This window comes from Corynebacterium lujinxingii, from assembly GCF_014490555.1.
In the GTDB taxonomy this organism is placed as follows: domain Bacteria; phylum Actinomycetota; class Actinomycetes; order Mycobacteriales; family Mycobacteriaceae; genus Corynebacterium; species Corynebacterium lujinxingii.
Window position 1 is genome coordinate 1,817,486 of the sequence record NZ_CP061032.1, and the last position, 17,238, is coordinate 1,834,723.

The window sequence follows — 17,238 nt, forward strand, 5'->3', positions numbered from 1 at the left end:
GCCTACACACCCCGGGCGCTGCGCAGGTACGCCCGCGCCTGGCCTGCGGTGGCCACCGATCCAGTGACCAGCACGCCGACGCCTTCCGGGCCTTCCTCCTCGGCTAACTCGATGGCCAGTTCGACTGCGGAGGGCAGGTGGTCGTCGACACGCACGCGCTCGTCGCCGAAGACCTCGTAGGCGATCTCAGCCAATGCGTGGGCGTCCATGGCGCGGGGGTCGGTGTTGTGGGTGATGATGACGTCGGCAAGCACAGGCTCAAGTGCGGTGAGCATCGCGCGAGCGTCCTTGTCCGCGAACACGGAAACCACACCGATGACGGACTGGTAGTTGAAGTCGCGGCCCATCGTCTCGGCGAGCGTTGCCGCGCCGTGGGGGTTGTGGGCGGCGTCGATAAGCACCACCGGATCGCCCAACACGCGCTCCACGCGGGCCGGGACTGCGACCTCGGTAAAACCCTGGCGCACCGAATCCAGATCCAGCGGCTGCTGGCGCGTCACACCGAACAGGCTCTCCACCGCAGCCAGCGCCACCGCGGCATTTGCGGCCTGGTGGGCGCCGGACAGCGGCAGGAAGATGTCGTCGTAGAGCCCGCCGAGCCCGTTGAGCTTTAACTGCTGGCCGCCGACCGCGACGCCCGCCTCGTCGACGGCGAAGTCGCGGCCCAGGCGCGCCACCGCGGCATCGGTTTCAACGGCGCGCTCCAAAATGACGCGCATGGCCTCCGGCTCTTGCTCGGCGACGATCGCGATGTTTTCCGCCGGGCCGTACCCGTCGCGCTCGCGTGCCTTGATGATCCCGGCCTTTTGCGCCGCGATCTCCTCGAGCGTGTCGCCCAGAAACGCCTGGTGGTCGATGCCAACCGGGGTGATCACGGACACGTCCGCCTCGACCACGTTGGTCGCGTCCCAGGTGCCGCCCATGCCGACCTCGATGACCGCGATGTCCACCGGCGCGTCCGCGAACGCCGCGTACGCGATGCCGACGAGCACCTCGAACCGGCTCATCGTCGCCTCGCCGCGCTCCGCGAACGTCTGGTCCACCATCTCGACGTACGGCTCGATGTCGCGGAAGATTTCCACGAACCGGGTCTGGGAGATCTCCTCGCCATCGATGACGATGCACTCGGTGACCCGCTCCAACTCCGGCGACGTGAACAGCCCGGTACGGCGGTTCAGCGCGCGCAGCAGCGACTCCGCCATCCGCGCCGTCGACGTCTTGCCGTTCGTGCCGGCGACGTGGATGACGTCGAAGGACTGCTGCGGGGTGCCCAAAAAGTCCGTCAGCATGGCGATGCGGTCCAGCGACGGGTTCGGGTCGTTCGCTGCCTGCCGCGCATCCAGCGTTGCGACGACATCCGCAAACTCCGGGTGATCCCCCTCCGCCGGCACAGCCTGCGCGGGCTCCTCTGGCTCGTCGGCCGGGGCAGCCTCGCCGAGCTTCAGCGTGATGCCGTAGTCGGTCATCTCCAACTGGCCGAAGTCGGTCTCGCGCGCGGACTCCAAGTCGGCGGGGTCGAGGCCCTCCAGGGCGTCGTCGCCAAGCTGCGCGCGCAGTGCCTCGTACGCGTCCCGGTCGAATTCGGTCATTACTTCAGCGCCTCAAGACGCGCGGTGACGCGCTCGAACTCTTCCTGCGCGACCTGCTGGCGCACCTTGATCTTCTCCACGACCTGCTCCGGCGCATTGGCCAGGAACTGCTCGTTGGACAGCTGGCCGCCGGTGGTGTCGAGCTCCTTCTGCGCGGCCGCGAGTTCCTTTTCCAGGCGCTTGCGCTCCGCGGCCACGTCGACGGTGCCGGAGGTGTCCAGCGCGACATCCAGGTTCACCTTGCTCAGGCGCATCTCAATGCTTGCCGACGACTCAAAGCCGTCTTCCGGCACCTCCACCTTGGCAATCTGGCGCACCATCGCCTCCTGGCCCGCCAAGTCGGCGGCGGCGAAGTCGAGGCGTGCCGGCACTTTCTGCGAGGGCTTCACACCCTGGTCGGAGCGGAAACGGCGCAACTCGGTGATCAGCTTGATGGAATCCTCGATGCGACGGCGGGCATCCTCGTCGGTTGCGGCGCCGCCATTGGTGTCCTCCGCGGTCGGCCACGGCGCGAGCGTGACCGTGTCCTCGCCGGTGAGCGCCTTCCACAGCACCTCGGTGATAAACGGCATCGTCGGGTGCAGCAGGCGCAGCACGACGTCGAGCACGCGGCCGAGCACGATCTTGGTGTTTTCGCCCTGCTCGCTCTCGCCGTCCCGCGGGATCTGGGTCTTGGCGATTTCCAGGTACCAGTCGCAGAGCTCATCCCACGCGAAGTGGTAGAGCGCCTCGTTGGCCTTGGCAAACTGGTAGTCGTCCAGGTAGGCGTCCACCTTGGCGCGCAGTTCTTCGGCGCGGTCGAGGATCCAGCGGTCGGCGTCGGTGAGTGCGTCGCGGGCCGGGAGGTCGTCGACACGCGCGCCGTTCATCAGCGCGAACTTGGTGGCGTTGAACAGCTTGGTGGCGAAGTTGCGGGCGGCGGTGGCGTGGTCGTCGCCGATCGGCAGATCCACGCCCGGGTTCGCGCCGCGAGCTAGGGCGAAACGCAGCGCGTCGGCGCCGTACTGCTCCACCCAATCCATCGGGTCGATGCCGTTGCCCAGCGACTTGGACATCTTGCGGCCCTTTTCGTCGCGCACCAGGCCGTGCAGGTACAGGTGGTGGAACGGGATCTGCGGACGGCCCTCCTTGCCGGCACCCAAGATCTCCGGCGTCTCCTGGCCGGCGAACGTGCCGAACATCATCATGCGCGCCACCCAGAAAAACAGGATGTCGTACGCGGTGACCAGAACGGTCGTGGGATAGAACTTCTCAAGATCCGGCGTCTTGTCCGGCCAGCCCATGGTGGAAAACGGCCACAGCGCCGACGAGAACCAGGTGTCCAGCACATCCGGGTCCTGCTCGTAGCCCGCCGGCGGCTCCTCATCCGGGCCGACGCAGACGACATCTCCGTCCGGGCCGTACCAGATCGGGATGCGGTGGCCCCACCACAACTGGCGCGAAATGGTCCAGTCGTGCATGTTGTCCACCCAGTCGAAGTAGCGCTTCTCCAACGAATCCGGGTGGATTGCCGTGTCGCCTTCGCGCACGGCATCGCCGGAGAGCTTCGCCAACTCGTCGACCTTGACAAACCACTGCAGCGAAAGCCGCGGCTCGATCGGCTCGCCGGAGCGCTCCGAGTGGCCCACCGAGTGCACGTACGGGCGGATTTCCTTCACAATGCGCCCCTGCTCAGCCAGCGCCTCGCGCACCGCCACGCGCGCATCCTCACGCGTCATGCCGTCGAAGCGCGTGCCGGTATCGGCAATGCGGCCCTTCTCGTCCATCACGATCGGCATGTCCAGGTCGTGGCGCAGGCCCATCTCGTAGTCGTTCGGGTCGTGCGCCGGGGTGATCTTCACGGCACCGGTGCCCAGTTCCATGTCCACGTAATCGTCGGCGATGACCTCGATCTTCAGGTCGTCGCGCAGCGGGTGGTCAAACACTTCGCCGATCAGGTGCGAATACCGCTCGTCGTCCGGGTGGACGGCGATGGCGACGTCGCCCAGCATCGTTTCCACACGGGTGGTGGCGACGATGAGGTGCGGTTGGTCGTCGTCAAGCGAGCCGTAGCGGATGGAGACGAACTCGCCCTCGACGTCCTTGTACACCACCTCGATGTCAGAGACGGCGGTTTCCAGCACCGGCGACCAGTTCACCAGGCGGTAGTCGCGGTAGACCAGGCCGCGGTCGTAAAGCTGCTTGAAAATCGTCTGCACCGCGCGCGACAGCCCCTCGTCCAGAGTGAAGCGCTCGCGGGACCAGTCGACGGAATCGCCGATCGCGCGCATCTGCGACGTAATCGTGCCGCCGTACTGCTCCTTCCACTCCCAGACGCGGTCGATGAACTCCTCGCGGCCGTAGTCGTAGCGGTCCTTGCCCTCCTCGGCCTTGAGCTTCGCCTCCACCTTGGTCTGGGTGGCGATACCCGCGTGGTCCATGCCCGGCAGCCACAGCACCTCGTAGCCCTGCATGCGCTTGCGGCGCACGAGCGAGTCCATCAGCGTGTGGTCGAGCGCGTGGCCCATGTGCAGCTGACCCGTCACGTTCGGCGGCGGCAGCACGATGGAGTACGCGGGCTTGTCGGAGTGGGCGTCGGCGGTGAAATACCCGGCGCTCACCCAGCCTTCGTAGAGGTCGCGTTCGTGGTCGCCGGGCTCCCACGACTTCGGCAGCGCGTCGGCGCGGTTCAGATTGTTCTCAGTCACGCGCCCCATCTTAACGAGCCGCCTAAAACAGCTCGTCGGCGATCGCCGCCTCCTGCTTCAGTGCGTCGATGTTGGCGTCGACGCGGCGGCGTTGCTCGTCGTCAAGCGTGAGCTTCTCGACGACCTCCCACGCCCCGTTCTCCCCCACCACCGGGAAGCCGAACACGAGGCCTTCGTCCACGCCGTACTGGCCCGTCGACGGGATCGCGGCGGTGGTCCACTTGCCGGCGGTGCCCTGCACCCAGTCGCGCATGTGGTCCACCGCGGCGGAGGCGGCAGAAGCGGCCGAGGACTTGCCGCGCACCTCGATGATCTCCGCGCCGCGCTTGGCCACCCGCGGGATGAACTCGTCGGTGTACCAGGTGCGATCCACCTGAACCGGGGTGCCGTCCACCGTGGCGTAAGTGATGTCCGGGAACTGGGTGTCGCCGTGATTGCCCCACACCACGAGGCGCTCGATGTCGTTCGGCCAGATCTCAAGCTTTTGCGCCAGCATCGACAGCGCACGGTTGTGGTCGAGGCGCATCATCGCGTTGAAGCGGTCCGCCGGCACGTCCGGGGCGGCCTTGTTGGCGATGTAGGCGTTGGTGTTCGCCGGGTTGCCCACCACCAAAACGCGGACGTCGTCGGCGGCGTTCTCGTTGATCGCCTGGCCCTGGCCGATGAAGATCTTGCCGTTGGCCGAAAGCATGTCCGCGCGCGATTCGCCCTTGCCGCGCGGCTTCGCGCCGACGAGGAACGCGGCCTGCGCGCCGTCGAACGCCAGGCTCGCAGAATCCGTCACCGTGATCCCGCTAATCAACGGCAGCGCCGAGTCGGATAGTTCCATCGCGGTGCCCTCCGCCGCACGCACCGCAGCCGGGATCTCAAGCAGGGTCAGATTAACAGGCGTGTCCGGGCCGAACACGTCGCCGTCGGCAATGCGCCACAGCAGCGAGTACGCGATGTTGCCGGCCGCGCCGGTGACGACGACGTTCACAGGTGCCTTGGTCATGGAGGGACCTCCTCGTTTCTGTCGGTTGATCGCTACTCAACTTACCCCCGCAGGGGGCAATATGCTTCTCACTCGCACGGTCTTGGGGCACGATATGGGGCAGACATTATTCACGCGCGACGCGGAAACGGGGTTTATTAGGACATGGTCGACGAAGCGCCTTCGCCCGAATCGGTCGTGCGCGCCGCCGTGTCCGCATTCGCCCGGCGCGGCTACTCGGGCGTGAAGTTGGACGGCCTGGCAAAGAAGACCGGCATGACCAAGCGCATGATCCACTACCACTTCGGCGACAAGCGCGGCCTCTATCTGGCGGCGCTGAAGGAGGCGAGCGGGCGGATCGCCCCGCCGGCGGAGATCTCCAACCGTTCCTACGCCGCGCCGGTGGAGGGGATGCGCCGCTACGTGGACGCGCTCTACCACGCGTTTTTGGACAACCCGGACGCGGTGCGGCTCATCCTGCGCGAAAACCTCGACCCGGTGGCCGCCGAGGAGGACGCGGCAACGCTCGCCGAGGCGAACGACGTGCTGCTCCACGTCGAGCGGCTCCTGCTCGCCGGCCAGGACGCCGGCGCCTTCCGCCCCGGCATTTCCGCGGTGGACCTGCTGACGCTGATCGCGTCGCTGTGTTTCTTCCGCATCGGCAACGGACTGACCGCCCTGAGCGTGAGTGACGTCGACCTGGAAAGCCGCCGCAACGTCGACGGGATGCGACGCATGGTCATCGACACCGTGCTGACGTTTTTAACGTCCAACATCCCCCACTCCGGCTACGAGTCCTATCTGGAGTCCAGCCCGGCGTCGGTGGAAGACCACGCCGGCATTTACAGCGCCGACGGCGGGATCGTCTAAGCCGACTGCTTTTCTTCCGCCTCGAGGAACTTCGGCTCAGCATCCCCGCGCGCGGCCGCCTCGTCGACGACGACCTCGGCAACCCCGTCGCGGTCCGGCAGCTCGTACATCACAGGCACGAGCAGCTCCTCCATGATCGCGCGCAGGCCGCGGGCGCCGGTCTTGCGCTCGGCCGCCTTGTCCGCAATCACGCCGAGGGCCTCGTCGGTGACGGTCAGCTCCGCACCGTCCATGGCAAACAGGCGCTTGTACTGCTTCACCAGCGAATTCTTCGGCTCGGTGAGCACGCGCTTCATAGACTCGCGGTCCAGGTCGTCCACGTGCGCGATGATCGGCAAACGGCCGATAAACTCCGGGATCAGGCCGAACTTCACCAGGTCGCCGGGCTGAACCTGGCTCATCAGGTTTGCCTCGTCACGCTCGGACTTGGAGTCGATCTCCGCGCCGAAGCCAATGCCCTTCTTGCCCACGCGCTCGGCAACCACTTTGTCCAGACCGGCGAACGCGCCGGCGACGATGAACAGGATGTTCGAGGTATCCACCTGGATGAACTCCTGGTTCGGGTGTTTGCGCCCGCCCTGCGGCGGCACGGAGGCGGTCGTGCCCTCGAGGATCTTCAAAAGCGCCTGCTGCACGCCCTCGCCGGAGACGTCGCGAGTGATCGACGGGTTTTCGGACTTGCGCGAGATCTTGTCCACCTCGTCGACGTAAATGATGCCGTGCTGCGCGCGGTTGACGTCGAAATCCGCCGCCTGCAGCAGTTTGAGCAGGATGTTCTCCACGTCCTCGCCGACGTAGCCGGCCTCGGTGAGGCTGGTGGCGTCGGCAATCGCGAACGGCACGTTGAGCATGCGTGCCAGCGTCTGCGCCAGATACGTCTTACCGGAGCCGGTCGGGCCGAGCAGCAAGATGTTGGACTTGGCGATCTCCACGTCTTCGTCGCGCGAGCGCGAGGTCACATTCGACCCCTCGGCCCGGATGCGCTTGTAGTGGTTGTACACCGCCACCGCCAGCGTGCGCTTCGCGGCGTCCTGGCCGATGACATACTCGTCCAAAAACGCGGTGATCTCGCTCGGGCGCGGCAGTCGCTCGCCGGTGTCTTCCTGACGCTCCGCGCCGGCGAGCTCTTCTTCGATGATCTCGTTGCACAGCTCGATGCACTCGTCGCAGATGTACACGCCTCCGCCCGCGATGAGCTTGCGGACCTGCTGCTGGCTCTTACCGCAAAAAGAGCACTTCAGAAGGCTGGCGCTGTCGTGCGTGGTTGCCATATGCGCGTATCTACTCCTGTATTTTCGCCGTAAACAGACCCAAGTTTAGTGGGTCGTGAATGCCTCACCCTACAACGCGTGACGACGCGAAACAGTTCCCGCCCAAAAGGGCCACATGGGGAGCATGACAACGTTGCACACCACCGAATTCGGAAACCCTGATGCGGCGCGCACCGTCGTGCTGCTGAGCTCGATTGCCACCACCCACGAAGCCTGGAACAAGCAGATCGCAGTGCTTGCCGACGACTACCGCGTCGTCGCTGTCGACCATCGCGGGCACGGCGACTCCCCCACTCCAAACACCCGGCCGGCCGGTGTCGAGGACTTGGCGCGCGATGTCCTTGACGCGCTCGATGCCGCCGGGGTGGGTCGTTTCTGCGTCGTCGGCCTGTCGTTCGGCGGCGCGATCGCCCAGTGGCTTGCGGCCAACACCGACCGCGTGGACAAGGCAGTGTTCGCCGCCACCGCCACGTACCTCGGCGGTGAGGAGCGCTGGGCCGAGCGCTGCGGCATCGTGCGCCGCGACGGCACCGGCGCGCTCGCAGGGGCACTCATGCAGGCGTGGTTTACCGACGCCTTCCGCCAATCCCACGCCGACGAGGTGCGCTGGGTGCACGACATGGTCGAGCGCATCGACGACGAAGGCTACGCCCAAAACGGCGACGCCCTCGCAACCTGGGACTTCGAGGCGGAGCTGCCAAAAATCACCTGCCCGGTGCTCACCATCGCCGGCGCCGATGACGCGTCGACCAGCCCGGCGGACTTGGACACCATTGCCAAGGGCGTGTCCGGCCCGGTGCGCTCCGTGGTCATCTCGCCGGGGGCGCACCAGGTGGCAATTGAAAACCCCGACGCGTTCAACTCCGCACTGACCTCGTTCCTAGCGGAGTAATCAGCTAGCCTAAAGAAGTTGTCCGTGCCTGAAAGGAAGTCCGACTCGTGAAACGCCGCCGCACACTCGCCGCTTTGTCCGCAGCCATGATCGCCGTGGCGGTCCTTCCTGCCTGCGGAAACTCGGAAGACGAGGTGCGCATCGCGGAGCCGGTGCTCGACTTCCCGCAGACCAGCACCACGCCGACCCCGACGCCGACGACCACCGAGAACGACGACGAGGAGGCGACAACCTCGTCGACGACCACGAAATCGTCGTCAAGCAAGTCGACCTCGTCGAAGACCTCGTCGTCGAAGAGGACATCGACGAAGTCCTCCAGCCGCCGCTCGAGCAGCTCCGGCGGTTCCGGCGGCTCCGGCAACGCCGTGCGCGAGCCGGAGCCGGCGCCGGCGCGCGAGGTCGTCGCCCAGGACGAGCCGGGCGCGGCGTGTGCGTGGCCGTCGCAGGGCTCCCAGGGCTCCGGCGACGAGTACTCCACGTTCTGCGACCGCGAGTGGGCTCGCACCGTCACCCCGGACGGCCAGGACTACTACTGGACCGCCCGCGGCAACGGCTGGGCGTCGGTGGACCCGCAGGACACCTCGAACGGCGTGTGCTGGTCGCGCGAGGACTTCGAGGGCGCTCCGGCGCAGATCCAAAACGCGGTGCAATTCTGCGACGACAACGCCCCAGCCGAGGATGAGGCCTAGGTCGTCGAGACCGACACCGAGGAGTAACCCCCACAAGCTAAAAAGCGCCCTGGCCGGGCGCTTTTTGTGTTGCTAACCGTTGAGCTTGCGGTAGTCGAAGACCTGATCGATGATCCCGTACTCCACGGCCTCTTCGGCGGTGAGGATCTTGTCGCGGTCGGTGTCGATGCGCACCTGGTCCGCCGTGCGGCCCGTGTGGTGTGCCAACGTGTTTTCCATCAGGCGGCGCATGCGGTCGATCTCAGCGGCCTGGATCTCCAGGTCCGAGACCTGGCCCTGGGTGCCTTGGGTGGCCGGCTGGTGGATGAGCACGCGCGAGTTCGGCAGTGCCGCGCGCTTGCCCGGCGCACCGGCGGCGAGGATCACCGCAGCCGCAGAGGCGGCCTGGCCGAGGCAGACGGTCTGTACGTCGGGGCGGACGTACTGCATCGTGTCGTAAATCGCCATCAGCGCGGTGAACGAACCGCCCGGGGAGTTGATGTACATGGTGATGTCGCGATCCGGATCCTGGGACTCGAGCACGAGCAGCTGCGCCATGATGTCGTTCGCGGACGTGTCGTCGACCTGGGTGCCGAGGAAGACGATGCGCTCCTCAAACAGCTTGCCGTAGGGGTCGATCTGCTTCGTGCCGAAACTGGTTTCCTCGAGGAACTGCGGCAGCACGTAGCGGGAGCTGGGCATTTGGAAAGTCATAGTCGTTATCTCCTTGAATCCTCGTGTGCCTTAGTTTTCGCCGATAGAGTGCTCGCCGGCCTGGGCGGCGTTCTCGATGACGTGGTCCACGATGCCGTACTCCTTGGCCTCGAGCGCGGTGAACCAGCGGTCGCGGTCAGAGTCCTTGGTGATCTGTTCGAAGGACTGGCCGGTGTGCTCAGCGATGAGCTCGGCCATCTCGCGCTTCGTCGACGCGAACTGCTCTGCCTGGATCGCGATATCGGCAGCGGTGCCGCCCACACCTGCAGACGGCTGGTGCATCATGATGCGCGCGTGCGGCAGGGCGTAACGCTTGCCCTTGGTGCCGCCGGAGAGCAGGAACTGGCCCATGGAGGCGGCCAGGCCCATGCCGTAGGTGGCGATGTCGCACGGGGAGTACTTCATCGTGTCGTAAATCGCCATACCGGCGGTCACGGAGCCGCCCGGCGAGTTGATGTAAAGGTTGATGTCGCGGGTCCGATCCTCTGCCGAGAGCAGCAGGATCTGGGCGCAGAGCTTGTTGGCGATCTCATCGTCCACCTGCTGACCCAGGAAAATGATGCGCTCCCGCAGGAGGCGCTCGTACACCGAGTCTCCCAAGTTCATGCCTTGAGTCGGGGAAGTCATGGCAGATGCTCCTTCGCTAGTTTTGTCGTGTAACGCCACTACCCTACTCGGCAGCTCTGCCAACTCCGAGCCTGTTCGCTACCGGCGTACGGGCCACTCTTTTCAGCAACGCAAAAGCGGCCGGAAGCATGATCGCTCCCGGCCGCTTAAAAGGCGTAGAAAATTAGTCTTCGGACTCTGCCTCGTCCTCTTCCTCGATCTCGCCGAAGTACTCGTTCGGATCGACCTTGTTGCCGGCCTCGTCCTTCACCGAGGTGCGCGAGATGGCGGCGGCGAGAGCCTTGCCGCGGCGCACGTCGGAGAACAGGTTGGCAATCTGGCCGGACTGCTGCAGCTGGGCGACGAACTGGTTCGGGTCCATGCCGTAGGACTGCGCCGTGAACAGGATGTGGTCGGTGAGCTCCTGCTGGGAGACCTCCGGCTTTTCCTCCTCGGCGACGGCGTCGAGGAACAGCTGGGTGCGCACAGACTCCTCGGCCTGCTCGCGGGACTGCTTGTCAAACTCCTCGCGGGTCGTACCCTGCGCCTCGAGCATCTGCGCCAGCGCGTTCTCGTCGTGGGCCATCTGGCCGAGCAGCTGGTGGAGCTGGTTGTGCACCTGCTCGTCGACGATCGACTCCGGCAGCGCGAACTCGACCTGGGAGAGGGCGGCCTTGAGCACCTCGTCGCGGATGTCGGCGGCCTGCTGCGCCTTCGCGTTCTCCTCGACCTGCTCGCGGGTGGAGTTACGCAGCTCGTCGACGGTGTCGAACTCGGAGGCCATCTGCGCGAACTCGTCGTCAAGCTCGGGCAGCTTGCGCTCCTTGGTCTGCTTGACGGTGACCTTAACGTTGGCTTCCTCGCCCTTGTGGTCGCCGTACTGAATCTTGGAGGTGAACTCGCCCTCCTCGCCGGACTTCAGGCCGCGCAGTGCCTTGTCCAGGCCGTCGAGCAGGTCGTCGGCGCCGACGCGGTAGGTCAGGCCCTCGGCGGATGCGTCGTCGAGCTTCTCGCCGTCGACGGTCGCCTCGAGGTCGATGATGGCGAAGTCGTTGGTCTTGAGCTTGCGCTTGGTGTCCTTCAGCTCACCGAAGCGCTCACGCAGGGTGTCCAGCTCGGCGTCGACAGCCTCGTCGTCGACCTTGAGCTCCGGCACGGTGACGTCGATCTTGGAGAAGTCCGGCACGGTGATCTCCGGGCGGACGTCGACCTCAGCGGTGAACTCGACAACGTCGTTGTCCTCGATCTTGGTGATGTCGATCTCCGGCTGGCCGAGCGGGTTGATGTCGTTCTCTGCGAGCGCGGTCTCGTAGCGGGTCGGCAGCATGTCGTTGACAACCTGCTCGAGGATCGGGCCGCGGCCGAAGCGGGCGTCAATGAGCTGGCGCGGGGCCTTGCCACGGCGGAAGCCCGGGATGTTGACCTGCTGGGAGATCGCCTTGTACGCCTGGTCGATCTCCGGGCCCAGCTCGTCGAACGGCACGCTGACGTTGAGCTTCACGCGGGTGTCGCTGAGCTTTTCGACGTTAGTCTTCACGGGTTTCTCCTGTACTTGTTCGAACAACGAGTGTCAGATGGTTTTTATGTGGCGGGCCCGCATTACTGCGGACCCGCCGTTGTCGGGGCGACAGGATTTGAACCTGCGACCCCCTGCTCCCAAAGCAGGTGCGCTACCAAACTGCGCCACGCCCCGGTTGGCGGCTAAACCGCCACGGTATGAGCCGGATTGGAATGCCCGCACGCGGCTCAGGTCGTACATTGTAGCGGGGGTTAAAACACCCCTCGCATTAAGGGCACAAAAACGCCGGCCCCGCAACCGGAACCGGCGTCTACCCTTGGAGGGAATGACGGGAATCGAACCCGCGTCTTCAGCTTGGAAGGCTGAGGTATTAGCCACTATACGACATTCCCATGTGCGAAAATCGCTGCCAGGAACTTTAGCGCAGGCGCATGCGTTGAACCAAACAGCAACGAATTTTAGGAGGAGCCATGCTCGGTCTACTGCTCATCGTTCTCGTCGTCGGCGCGCTGTTTGCGCTGCCGTCGTCGGGGGGTCGTCGTCAAGTGCAGCAGCGCCAGCAGGTCTCGTTCGACGACGCGTACGCGGACGCGAAGCGCTGGACCGACCGGCTGGGCTCGCAGGTGCTCAACTTATCCGGCAACGACGCCGCCTCCACCCAGGCGATGGCGGACGCGTCCGAGCGTTTTAACGCAGCTTCCGCAGGGCTTGCCGACGCCCGCACGCCCAAGCAGGCCATGCTCGCGCGCGAATCCGCGCTGGAGGGGCTACACTACGTCAACGCCGCCCGCGAGATCATGGGGCTGCCCGCCGGCCCCGCGCTGCCTGAATTGGAAGGCCAGCGCCAGGCGGGGCGCGTGACCGAGGAGCGCAGCGTGCGCCAGGAAGACGGCACCGTGGTCACCGCATCGCCGGTGGCCACCGAGGCGACCCCGCACTACTACCCCGGCGGCGCGGTTGCCGGGCGCCCGGTTCCGGCCGGTTGGTACTCCACTGCATGGTGGGCCCCGGCGATGATGACGGGCATGTGGGCGGCGTCGTCGATGATGTTCTACTCCACCATGTTCGCGGGCATGTCCGGTGCTGCTTCGGCTGAGGCGTTTGAGGCCGGCGGCCTGGGCGACGCGGGCGCGGGCGCCGAGGGCATGGGAGACATGGGTGACATGGGGGATGCCGGCGGCGATTTCGGCGGGGATTTTGGCGACTTCGGCGGCGGCTTCGACTTCGGCGGCTTCGACTTTTAACAGTGCGCTAAGCTGCGCACGATTGCCTAACCCCTAGCTATAAGGAGTGGCCGTGCGTATTGCCGTGCTGCTGAAAGAGGTGCCGGACACCTACAGCGACCGCGAGATGAACCTCGAGACGGGCTTGACGGACCGTTCGGGCGACGTCGTTGCCGACGAGGTCGGCGAGCGCGCCGTAGAGGCCGCCCTGCGCATCGCAGAGTCGCTTGACGACGACACCGTGGTCGAAATCCTAAGCGTCGGCCTCGACACCGCCGCCGACTCCGTGCGCCGCGGCATCGCCATGGGCGCCTCCGATGCGTACCTGGTTTCCGACGACGCCCTGATCGGCGCCGACGTGACGCTGACCGCCGAGGTGCTATCCGCGCTCGTGCGCCAAAACGGCTACGACCTGGTGGTCGCCGGCGCGATGTCCTCGGACGGCGGCACCGGTGTTGTCGCCCCGATGATCGCCGAGCACCTCGACTGGCCGGTGCTGACGAATGTGACGGAAGCGGCGGTGACGGGGTCGTCGATAAGCGCGACGCAAGCCTCTGATGGCGCGGTGGTCGAACTGCGTGCCGACCTGCCCGCGGTGGTTGCGGTGGCCGACGAATTCGCCGACGCCCGCTACCCCAACTTCAAGGGGCTCATGGCGGCGAAGAAGAAGGAACTCAACGCCGTCACGCTGGCGGATCTGGGCGTGGACGCGGAGGATTTCACCCACCCGCGCGCGATCATGGTCGCGATTGACAAGCGCGCTGCTCGCGAGCGCGGCGAGATCATCGACGGTAACTCCACCGCCGCCGCCCGCTTTGTCGACTACCTCGAAGACAACAACCTCATCTAAGGAGCCCCCATGACTGAAATTCTCGTTGTCCCGGACCGCTCCTTTAACGGCGGCCTCGACCACGGCGCCGCCGAGCTGATCGGCGCCGCGTCCGAACTCGGCACGCCCGTCGTGCTTACCGACGCCACCGCCCACGCCGACGCCTTGGGCGAGCTGGGTGCGGCGACGGTGCTGGTCTCCGACGCGCCGCTTGCCGACGCCACCGCCGCCGCCATCGACACCATCAACCCCGCCGCCGTGTTGTTTTCCCACTCCGTGCGCGGGCGCGAAGTCGCCGGCCGCGTCGCCGTGCGTGCGGATAGGGCGCTGCTCACCGACGCCGTGGCTGTGCGCCGCGACGATGAGGGCATCGTCACCGACCACCAGAACTTCGGCGGCGCCTACAACGCCACCGCCGCCGCGACCCACTCCGCGCCGGTGATCACACTGCGCGCAGGTGCCGTGGAAACCCGCGCCGCGGCTGCCTCGCCCGAGGTGCGCGAGTTGCCCGTCGAGGCCTCCGGCCGACGCGTCGTCGAGGTCGTCTCGGCCACCCCGGTCGAGCGCACCTCCACCCGCCCCGACCTGCTCACCGCCGACAAGGTCGTCGCCGGCGGTGTCTCGCTTGGCGATGCCGACATGTTCGAACAGCTCGTCGGCGGACTCGCCGACACCCTCGGCGCCGCGGTCGGCGCAACCCGCTCCGCCGTCGACGAAGACCAGGTGGACTACGAGGCGCAGATCGGCCAGACCGGCGTGGTCGTCAGCCCAAAGCTCTACATCGGCATCGGCATCTCCGGCGCGGTCCAGCACCTCGTGGGCATGCAGACCGCGGACCACATCCTGGCGATCAACAACGACGAGGACGCCCCCATCTTCGACATCGCAGACTTCGGCATCGTCGGCGACATCTTCGACCTGGTGCCGGACATTATCTCCGAAATCGAGGCACGCAAGTAATGGTCCAACTCCGTCGCGGCCTGCCCCGCGTTCCCGGCGGCGAGCCATGGCCCCCGCTTATCGACGACACCCCCGCCCCCGCACCAGCCCCGGCAATGCGCCAGGGCCTGCCGCGCGTGCCAGGCGGCGAGCCGTGGCCGCCGGTTGCTGCCGCGCCTGTTGCTGCCGACACCGCTGCTGCCGCGTCCGCCGAAAACACCGTCGAGGTGCCGCTGCGCCGCGGCCTGCCACGTGTCGCCGGCGGCGACGGGTGGCCGCCCGCTGGCACCGTGCGCGTCGCCGCGCCGCCGGAGGCCGCTGCGCCCGCAGCTGAGCCCGCACCGGTAGCCGAACCGGCACCAGCACCGGCCCCGGCACCTGCTGCCGCCGCTACGCCGAAGCCTGAACCGGTGGAGGCGGAGCGGGGGCGTGGGGTCGTCGATAAGCGATGGCTCGTGGCTCTCGCACTGCTGGCAGTGGTTGCGATCCTCGGGGCGCGCTGGTTTATCGGCACCGACACCGGCGCCGACTTCGTCGAGCGTTACGACGGCACCCAGCCGCTTCCCGACAACGCCCCCGTCGGCTTCCCCGCGTGGCTGAACTGGGCGCACTTCTTCAACATGTTCCTCATGGCGATGATCATCAAAACCGGCATCGACGTGCGGAGGGAGAAGCGGCCGGCGGGCTATTGGACGTCGAAACGCGGACGCAAGATCTCGCTGACGCAATGGCTGCACCAAACCCTCGACATCGCGTGGGTCGTGCTCGGCGTCGTGTTCTACGTGCTGCTGTTTACCACCGGCCAATGGATGCGCATCGTGCCGACGAGCTGGGAGGCCATCCCGAACGCCATCTCCGCCGGCCTGCAATACCTCGCGCTGGACTGGCCGAACGAGCGCAGCTGGGTGGCGTACAACGCGCTGCAGGAACTGTTCTACTTCCTCACCGTGTTCATCGCATCGCCGCTGGCGATCGTGTCCGGGTTCCGCATGAGCTCCATGTGGCCGAAGTCGTGGACCGGGGTGCCCGTCGCGTGGGCGCGCGCCGTGCACTTCCCGACGATGATCTACTTCCTGGTATTCATCGCCATCCACGTCTTCCTCGTGCTGACCACCGGCGTGCGCTCGAACATGAACGGCATGTTCACTGCGCGCGAGTCGTCGGACTGGATCGGCGTGCTGGTGTTCCTGCTGGCACTGGCTGTGACCGCGCTCGGGTGGTTCGTTGCCCGCGGGTCGTTTGCGGCGCCACTTGCCAAACTGACCGGCAAAGTGACCAAGCGGTAGCTGTCAAGGGGTTTGCCAATCTGTGGATAACTTTCCGGCGTGTGCCGGTGGGTTATCCACAGATTTTTTGTTGGGCCTTGTTGGGTCGTTGGGGGCGGCTTTAGCGTTTGGGTCATGGCTTTTGCAGACCTTCTCGGCCCGCGTTTGGCGGATCTGGCCGACTTCGACCGCGACACCGCGCTGAATGCTGGCGTGGCCCCGTCGCGTGTGAAGGATTGGTCTCGCGTGCACGACGTCTACTTCGGCAAAACGAAGTTCACCCGCAAACAAGCTTCAGCGCGCAAGGCAGCGGGGTCGATGCCGTTGGACCAGTTGGGGTTGATCGAACGGAAACTGTCGGTGGTGTCGGATCCTGCCGAGCGGTGGCGGCTGCGACTGGAGCTGCTCGAGTTTTCCGGCCGTTATGATGCGTTGTCACGGCTTGCCGACAGCCTGATCGGTGCTGAGAAACCCGCCCCGAAAAAGGCGTGCCGGTTCACCAAGACCCGTGGCGGGATGCGCACGGTGGCGTTGACGTACAACCAGCGCGACATCGCCGATTTGGAGTTCGCGTTGCGCTCTGTGATCAACCCGGATCTGCCCGCAGCCGAGCAGATGGCTGATGCGCTGGTGCGTCTGCTGCGCGGCGACGGCGACGTTGAGGGTGGCGGTGTGGCGCGTGCGGTACCACGGCCGATCATTATGGTGCCGTTTCCGGAGTGGACGCGCATTCAGTCCGGCGCTGGCGACGAAGTGGTGCTCACGCTGACGGATGGCACCACGATGACCGGGGCGGAGTTTCTGCAACAGGAGTTCGGCGAGGCGTTGGAAGTCGCCGCCTTCCACCCGGTGGAAGGTGCGGTGAATTTGTACCGCACGGCGCGCTTTGCCAACGACAAGCAGCGGGTATTGGCGTCGATGATGACGCCCACGTGTCCGGTGCCGGGCTGCCGGCACGGGGCTGATTCGTGCGAGATGCATCATATCGACGCGTGGCGCTTCGGCGGGGAGACCAACCTGGCGAATCTGGTGCCGTTGTGCCGGTTCCACAACGGTAGGAATGACGACGACCCCGAGGTGCGAAGATACGGGCGCATCCGCATCAGAGACGGCACCCCGATTTGGGTATCGCCTGGGGGCACACCGGTAGAAAACGACACCCCCGGCGCCATGGAACAACTCTTCACCTAGCC

At 66.2% G+C, this 17,238-nt stretch carries 15 protein-coding genes and 2 tRNA genes; 8 read left to right on the forward strand and 9 right to left on the reverse strand.

What is annotated here, in order from left to right; translation table 11 throughout:
• Positions 1–2: 2 nt before the first annotated feature.
• From IAU68_RS08990 to IAU68_RS09000, 3 genes are read right to left on the reverse strand one after another with little or no spacing between them, the layout of a single operon-like run.
• Entirely contained in the window at positions 3–1,589 is a 1,587-nt protein-coding gene (locus tag IAU68_RS08990; protein WP_171192954.1) for a bifunctional folylpolyglutamate synthase/dihydrofolate synthase, read from the reverse strand.
• Positions 1,589–4,285: a valine--tRNA ligase gene (locus IAU68_RS08995; RefSeq protein WP_171192955.1), complete on the reverse strand. Its 2,697-nt coding sequence runs from the start codon at positions 4,283–4,285 to the stop codon at positions 1,589–1,591. The genes IAU68_RS08990 and IAU68_RS08995 overlap by 1 nt, the downstream gene beginning before the upstream one ends.
• A 13-nt stretch (positions 4,286–4,298) precedes the next feature.
• Positions 4,299–5,270, reverse strand: a complete 972-nt coding sequence (locus tag IAU68_RS09000; protein ID WP_171192956.1) for a malate dehydrogenase — start codon at positions 5,268–5,270, stop codon at positions 4,299–4,301.
• Between the two features lie 144 nt (positions 5,271–5,414).
• Here IAU68_RS09000 and IAU68_RS09005 point away from each other — a divergent pair, with 144 nt between their 5' ends.
• Positions 5,415–6,119 (forward strand): TetR/AcrR family transcriptional regulator, encoded by a 705-nt coding sequence (locus IAU68_RS09005; RefSeq protein ID WP_171192957.1) that lies wholly within the window; start codon positions 5,415–5,417, stop codon positions 6,117–6,119.
• Here IAU68_RS09005 and clpX read toward each other — a convergent pair.
• Positions 6,116–7,390 carry an ATP-dependent Clp protease ATP-binding subunit ClpX gene (gene clpX, locus IAU68_RS09010; RefSeq protein ID WP_171192958.1) on the reverse strand — a complete coding sequence of 425 codons (1,275 nt, stop codon included), beginning with the start codon at positions 7,388–7,390 and terminating at the stop codon, positions 6,116–6,118. The genes IAU68_RS09005 and clpX overlap by 4 nt on opposite strands.
• A 124-nt stretch (positions 7,391–7,514) precedes the next feature.
• Here clpX and IAU68_RS09015 point away from each other — a divergent pair, with 124 nt between their 5' ends.
• On the forward strand, positions 7,515–8,282 hold the full coding sequence (locus IAU68_RS09015) for an alpha/beta fold hydrolase (RefSeq protein WP_171192959.1): 768 nt from the start codon (positions 7,515–7,517) through the stop codon (positions 8,280–8,282).
• Positions 8,283–8,329: 47 nt separating this feature from the next.
• Positions 8,330–8,971 (forward strand): hypothetical protein, encoded by a 642-nt coding sequence (locus IAU68_RS09020; protein WP_171192960.1) that lies wholly within the window; start codon positions 8,330–8,332, stop codon positions 8,969–8,971.
• A 72-nt stretch (positions 8,972–9,043) separates the two neighbouring features.
• Here IAU68_RS09020 and IAU68_RS09025 read toward each other — a convergent pair whose 3' ends face one another.
• The 5 genes from IAU68_RS09025 to IAU68_RS09045 all read right to left on the reverse strand — a co-directional run bounded on the left by IAU68_RS09025 (position 9,044) and on the right by IAU68_RS09045 (position 12,181).
• A complete protein-coding gene (locus tag IAU68_RS09025) occupies positions 9,044–9,664 on the reverse strand; it encodes an ATP-dependent Clp protease proteolytic subunit (RefSeq protein WP_171192961.1) in 621 nt (206 codons plus the stop codon).
• A gap of 30 nt (positions 9,665–9,694) precedes the next feature.
• Complete coding sequence (locus IAU68_RS09030) at positions 9,695–10,291, reverse strand: ATP-dependent Clp protease proteolytic subunit (protein WP_171192962.1); 597 nt, start codon at positions 10,289–10,291, stop codon at positions 9,695–9,697.
• A 163-nt stretch (positions 10,292–10,454) separates the two neighbouring features.
• Positions 10,455–11,807 (reverse strand): trigger factor, encoded by a 1,353-nt coding sequence (gene tig, locus IAU68_RS09035; protein ID WP_171192963.1) that lies wholly within the window; start codon positions 11,805–11,807, stop codon positions 10,455–10,457.
• 82 nt (positions 11,808–11,889) lie between these two features.
• A tRNA-Pro gene (locus tag IAU68_RS09040) sits at positions 11,890–11,963 on the reverse strand.
• Between the two features lie 143 nt (positions 11,964–12,106).
• Positions 12,107–12,181: transfer RNA gene (locus IAU68_RS09045), tRNA-Gly, on the reverse strand.
• Between the two features lie 78 nt (positions 12,182–12,259).
• Between IAU68_RS09045 and IAU68_RS09050 the strand changes: the two genes are divergently transcribed.
• The 5 genes from IAU68_RS09050 (at position 12,260) to IAU68_RS09070 (ending at position 17,236) form a co-directional block, all read left to right on the forward strand.
• The gene (locus IAU68_RS09050) at positions 12,260–13,033 is read left to right on the forward strand and encodes a DUF1542 domain-containing protein (protein ID WP_171192964.1); all 774 of its coding nucleotides are present in this window, start codon (positions 12,260–12,262) and stop codon (positions 13,031–13,033) included.
• A 52-nt stretch (positions 13,034–13,085) separates the two neighbouring features.
• Positions 13,086–13,862 (forward strand): electron transfer flavoprotein subunit beta/FixA family protein, encoded by a 777-nt coding sequence (locus IAU68_RS09055; protein ID WP_171192965.1) that lies wholly within the window; start codon positions 13,086–13,088, stop codon positions 13,860–13,862.
• 9 nt (positions 13,863–13,871) lie between these two features.
• On the forward strand, positions 13,872–14,801 hold the full coding sequence (locus IAU68_RS09060) for an electron transfer flavoprotein subunit alpha/FixB family protein (RefSeq protein ID WP_171192966.1): 930 nt from the start codon (positions 13,872–13,874) through the stop codon (positions 14,799–14,801).
• A complete protein-coding gene (locus IAU68_RS09065; protein ID WP_171192967.1) occupies positions 14,801–16,066 on the forward strand; it encodes a cytochrome b/b6 domain-containing protein in 1,266 nt (421 codons plus the stop codon). The genes IAU68_RS09060 and IAU68_RS09065 overlap by 1 nt, the downstream gene beginning before the upstream one ends.
• 114 nt (positions 16,067–16,180) lie before the next feature.
• Positions 16,181–17,236 carry an HNH endonuclease signature motif containing protein gene (locus tag IAU68_RS09070; RefSeq protein WP_171192968.1) on the forward strand — a complete coding sequence of 352 codons (1,056 nt, stop codon included), beginning with the start codon at positions 16,181–16,183 and terminating at the stop codon, positions 17,234–17,236.
• Positions 17,237–17,238: the final 2 nt, after the last annotated feature.

Coding starts and splice junctions, on each gene's coding strand:
- IAU68_RS08990 (WP_171192954.1), bottom strand. CDS start 1,589: ATGACCGAATTCGACCGGGACGCGTACGAGGCACTGCGCGCGCAGCTT.
- IAU68_RS09030 (WP_171192962.1), bottom strand. CDS start 10,291: ATGACTTCCCCGACTCAAGGCATGAACTTGGGAGACTCGGTGTACGAG.
- IAU68_RS09025 (WP_171192961.1), bottom strand. CDS start 9,664: ATGACTTTCCAAATGCCCAGCTCCCGCTACGTGCTGCCGCAGTTCCTC.
- IAU68_RS08995 (WP_171192955.1), bottom strand. CDS start 4,285: ATGGGGCGCGTGACTGAGAACAATCTGAACCGCGCCGACGCGCTGCCG.
- IAU68_RS09005 (WP_171192957.1), top strand. CDS start 5,415: ATGGTCGACGAAGCGCCTTCGCCCGAATCGGTCGTGCGCGCCGCCGTG.
- IAU68_RS09050 (WP_171192964.1), top strand. CDS start 12,260: ATGCTCGGTCTACTGCTCATCGTTCTCGTCGTCGGCGCGCTGTTTGCG.
- IAU68_RS09070 (WP_171192968.1), top strand. CDS start 16,181: ATGGCTTTTGCAGACCTTCTCGGCCCGCGTTTGGCGGATCTGGCCGAC.
- IAU68_RS09000 (WP_171192956.1), bottom strand. CDS start 5,270: ATGACCAAGGCACCTGTGAACGTCGTCGTCACCGGCGCGGCCGGCAAC.
- clpX (WP_171192958.1), bottom strand. CDS start 7,390: ATGGCAACCACGCACGACAGCGCCAGCCTTCTGAAGTGCTCTTTTTGC.
- IAU68_RS09060 (WP_171192966.1), top strand. CDS start 13,872: ATGACTGAAATTCTCGTTGTCCCGGACCGCTCCTTTAACGGCGGCCTC.
- IAU68_RS09015 (WP_171192959.1), top strand. CDS start 7,515: ATGACAACGTTGCACACCACCGAATTCGGAAACCCTGATGCGGCGCGC.
- IAU68_RS09065 (WP_171192967.1), top strand. CDS start 14,801: ATGGTCCAACTCCGTCGCGGCCTGCCCCGCGTTCCCGGCGGCGAGCCA.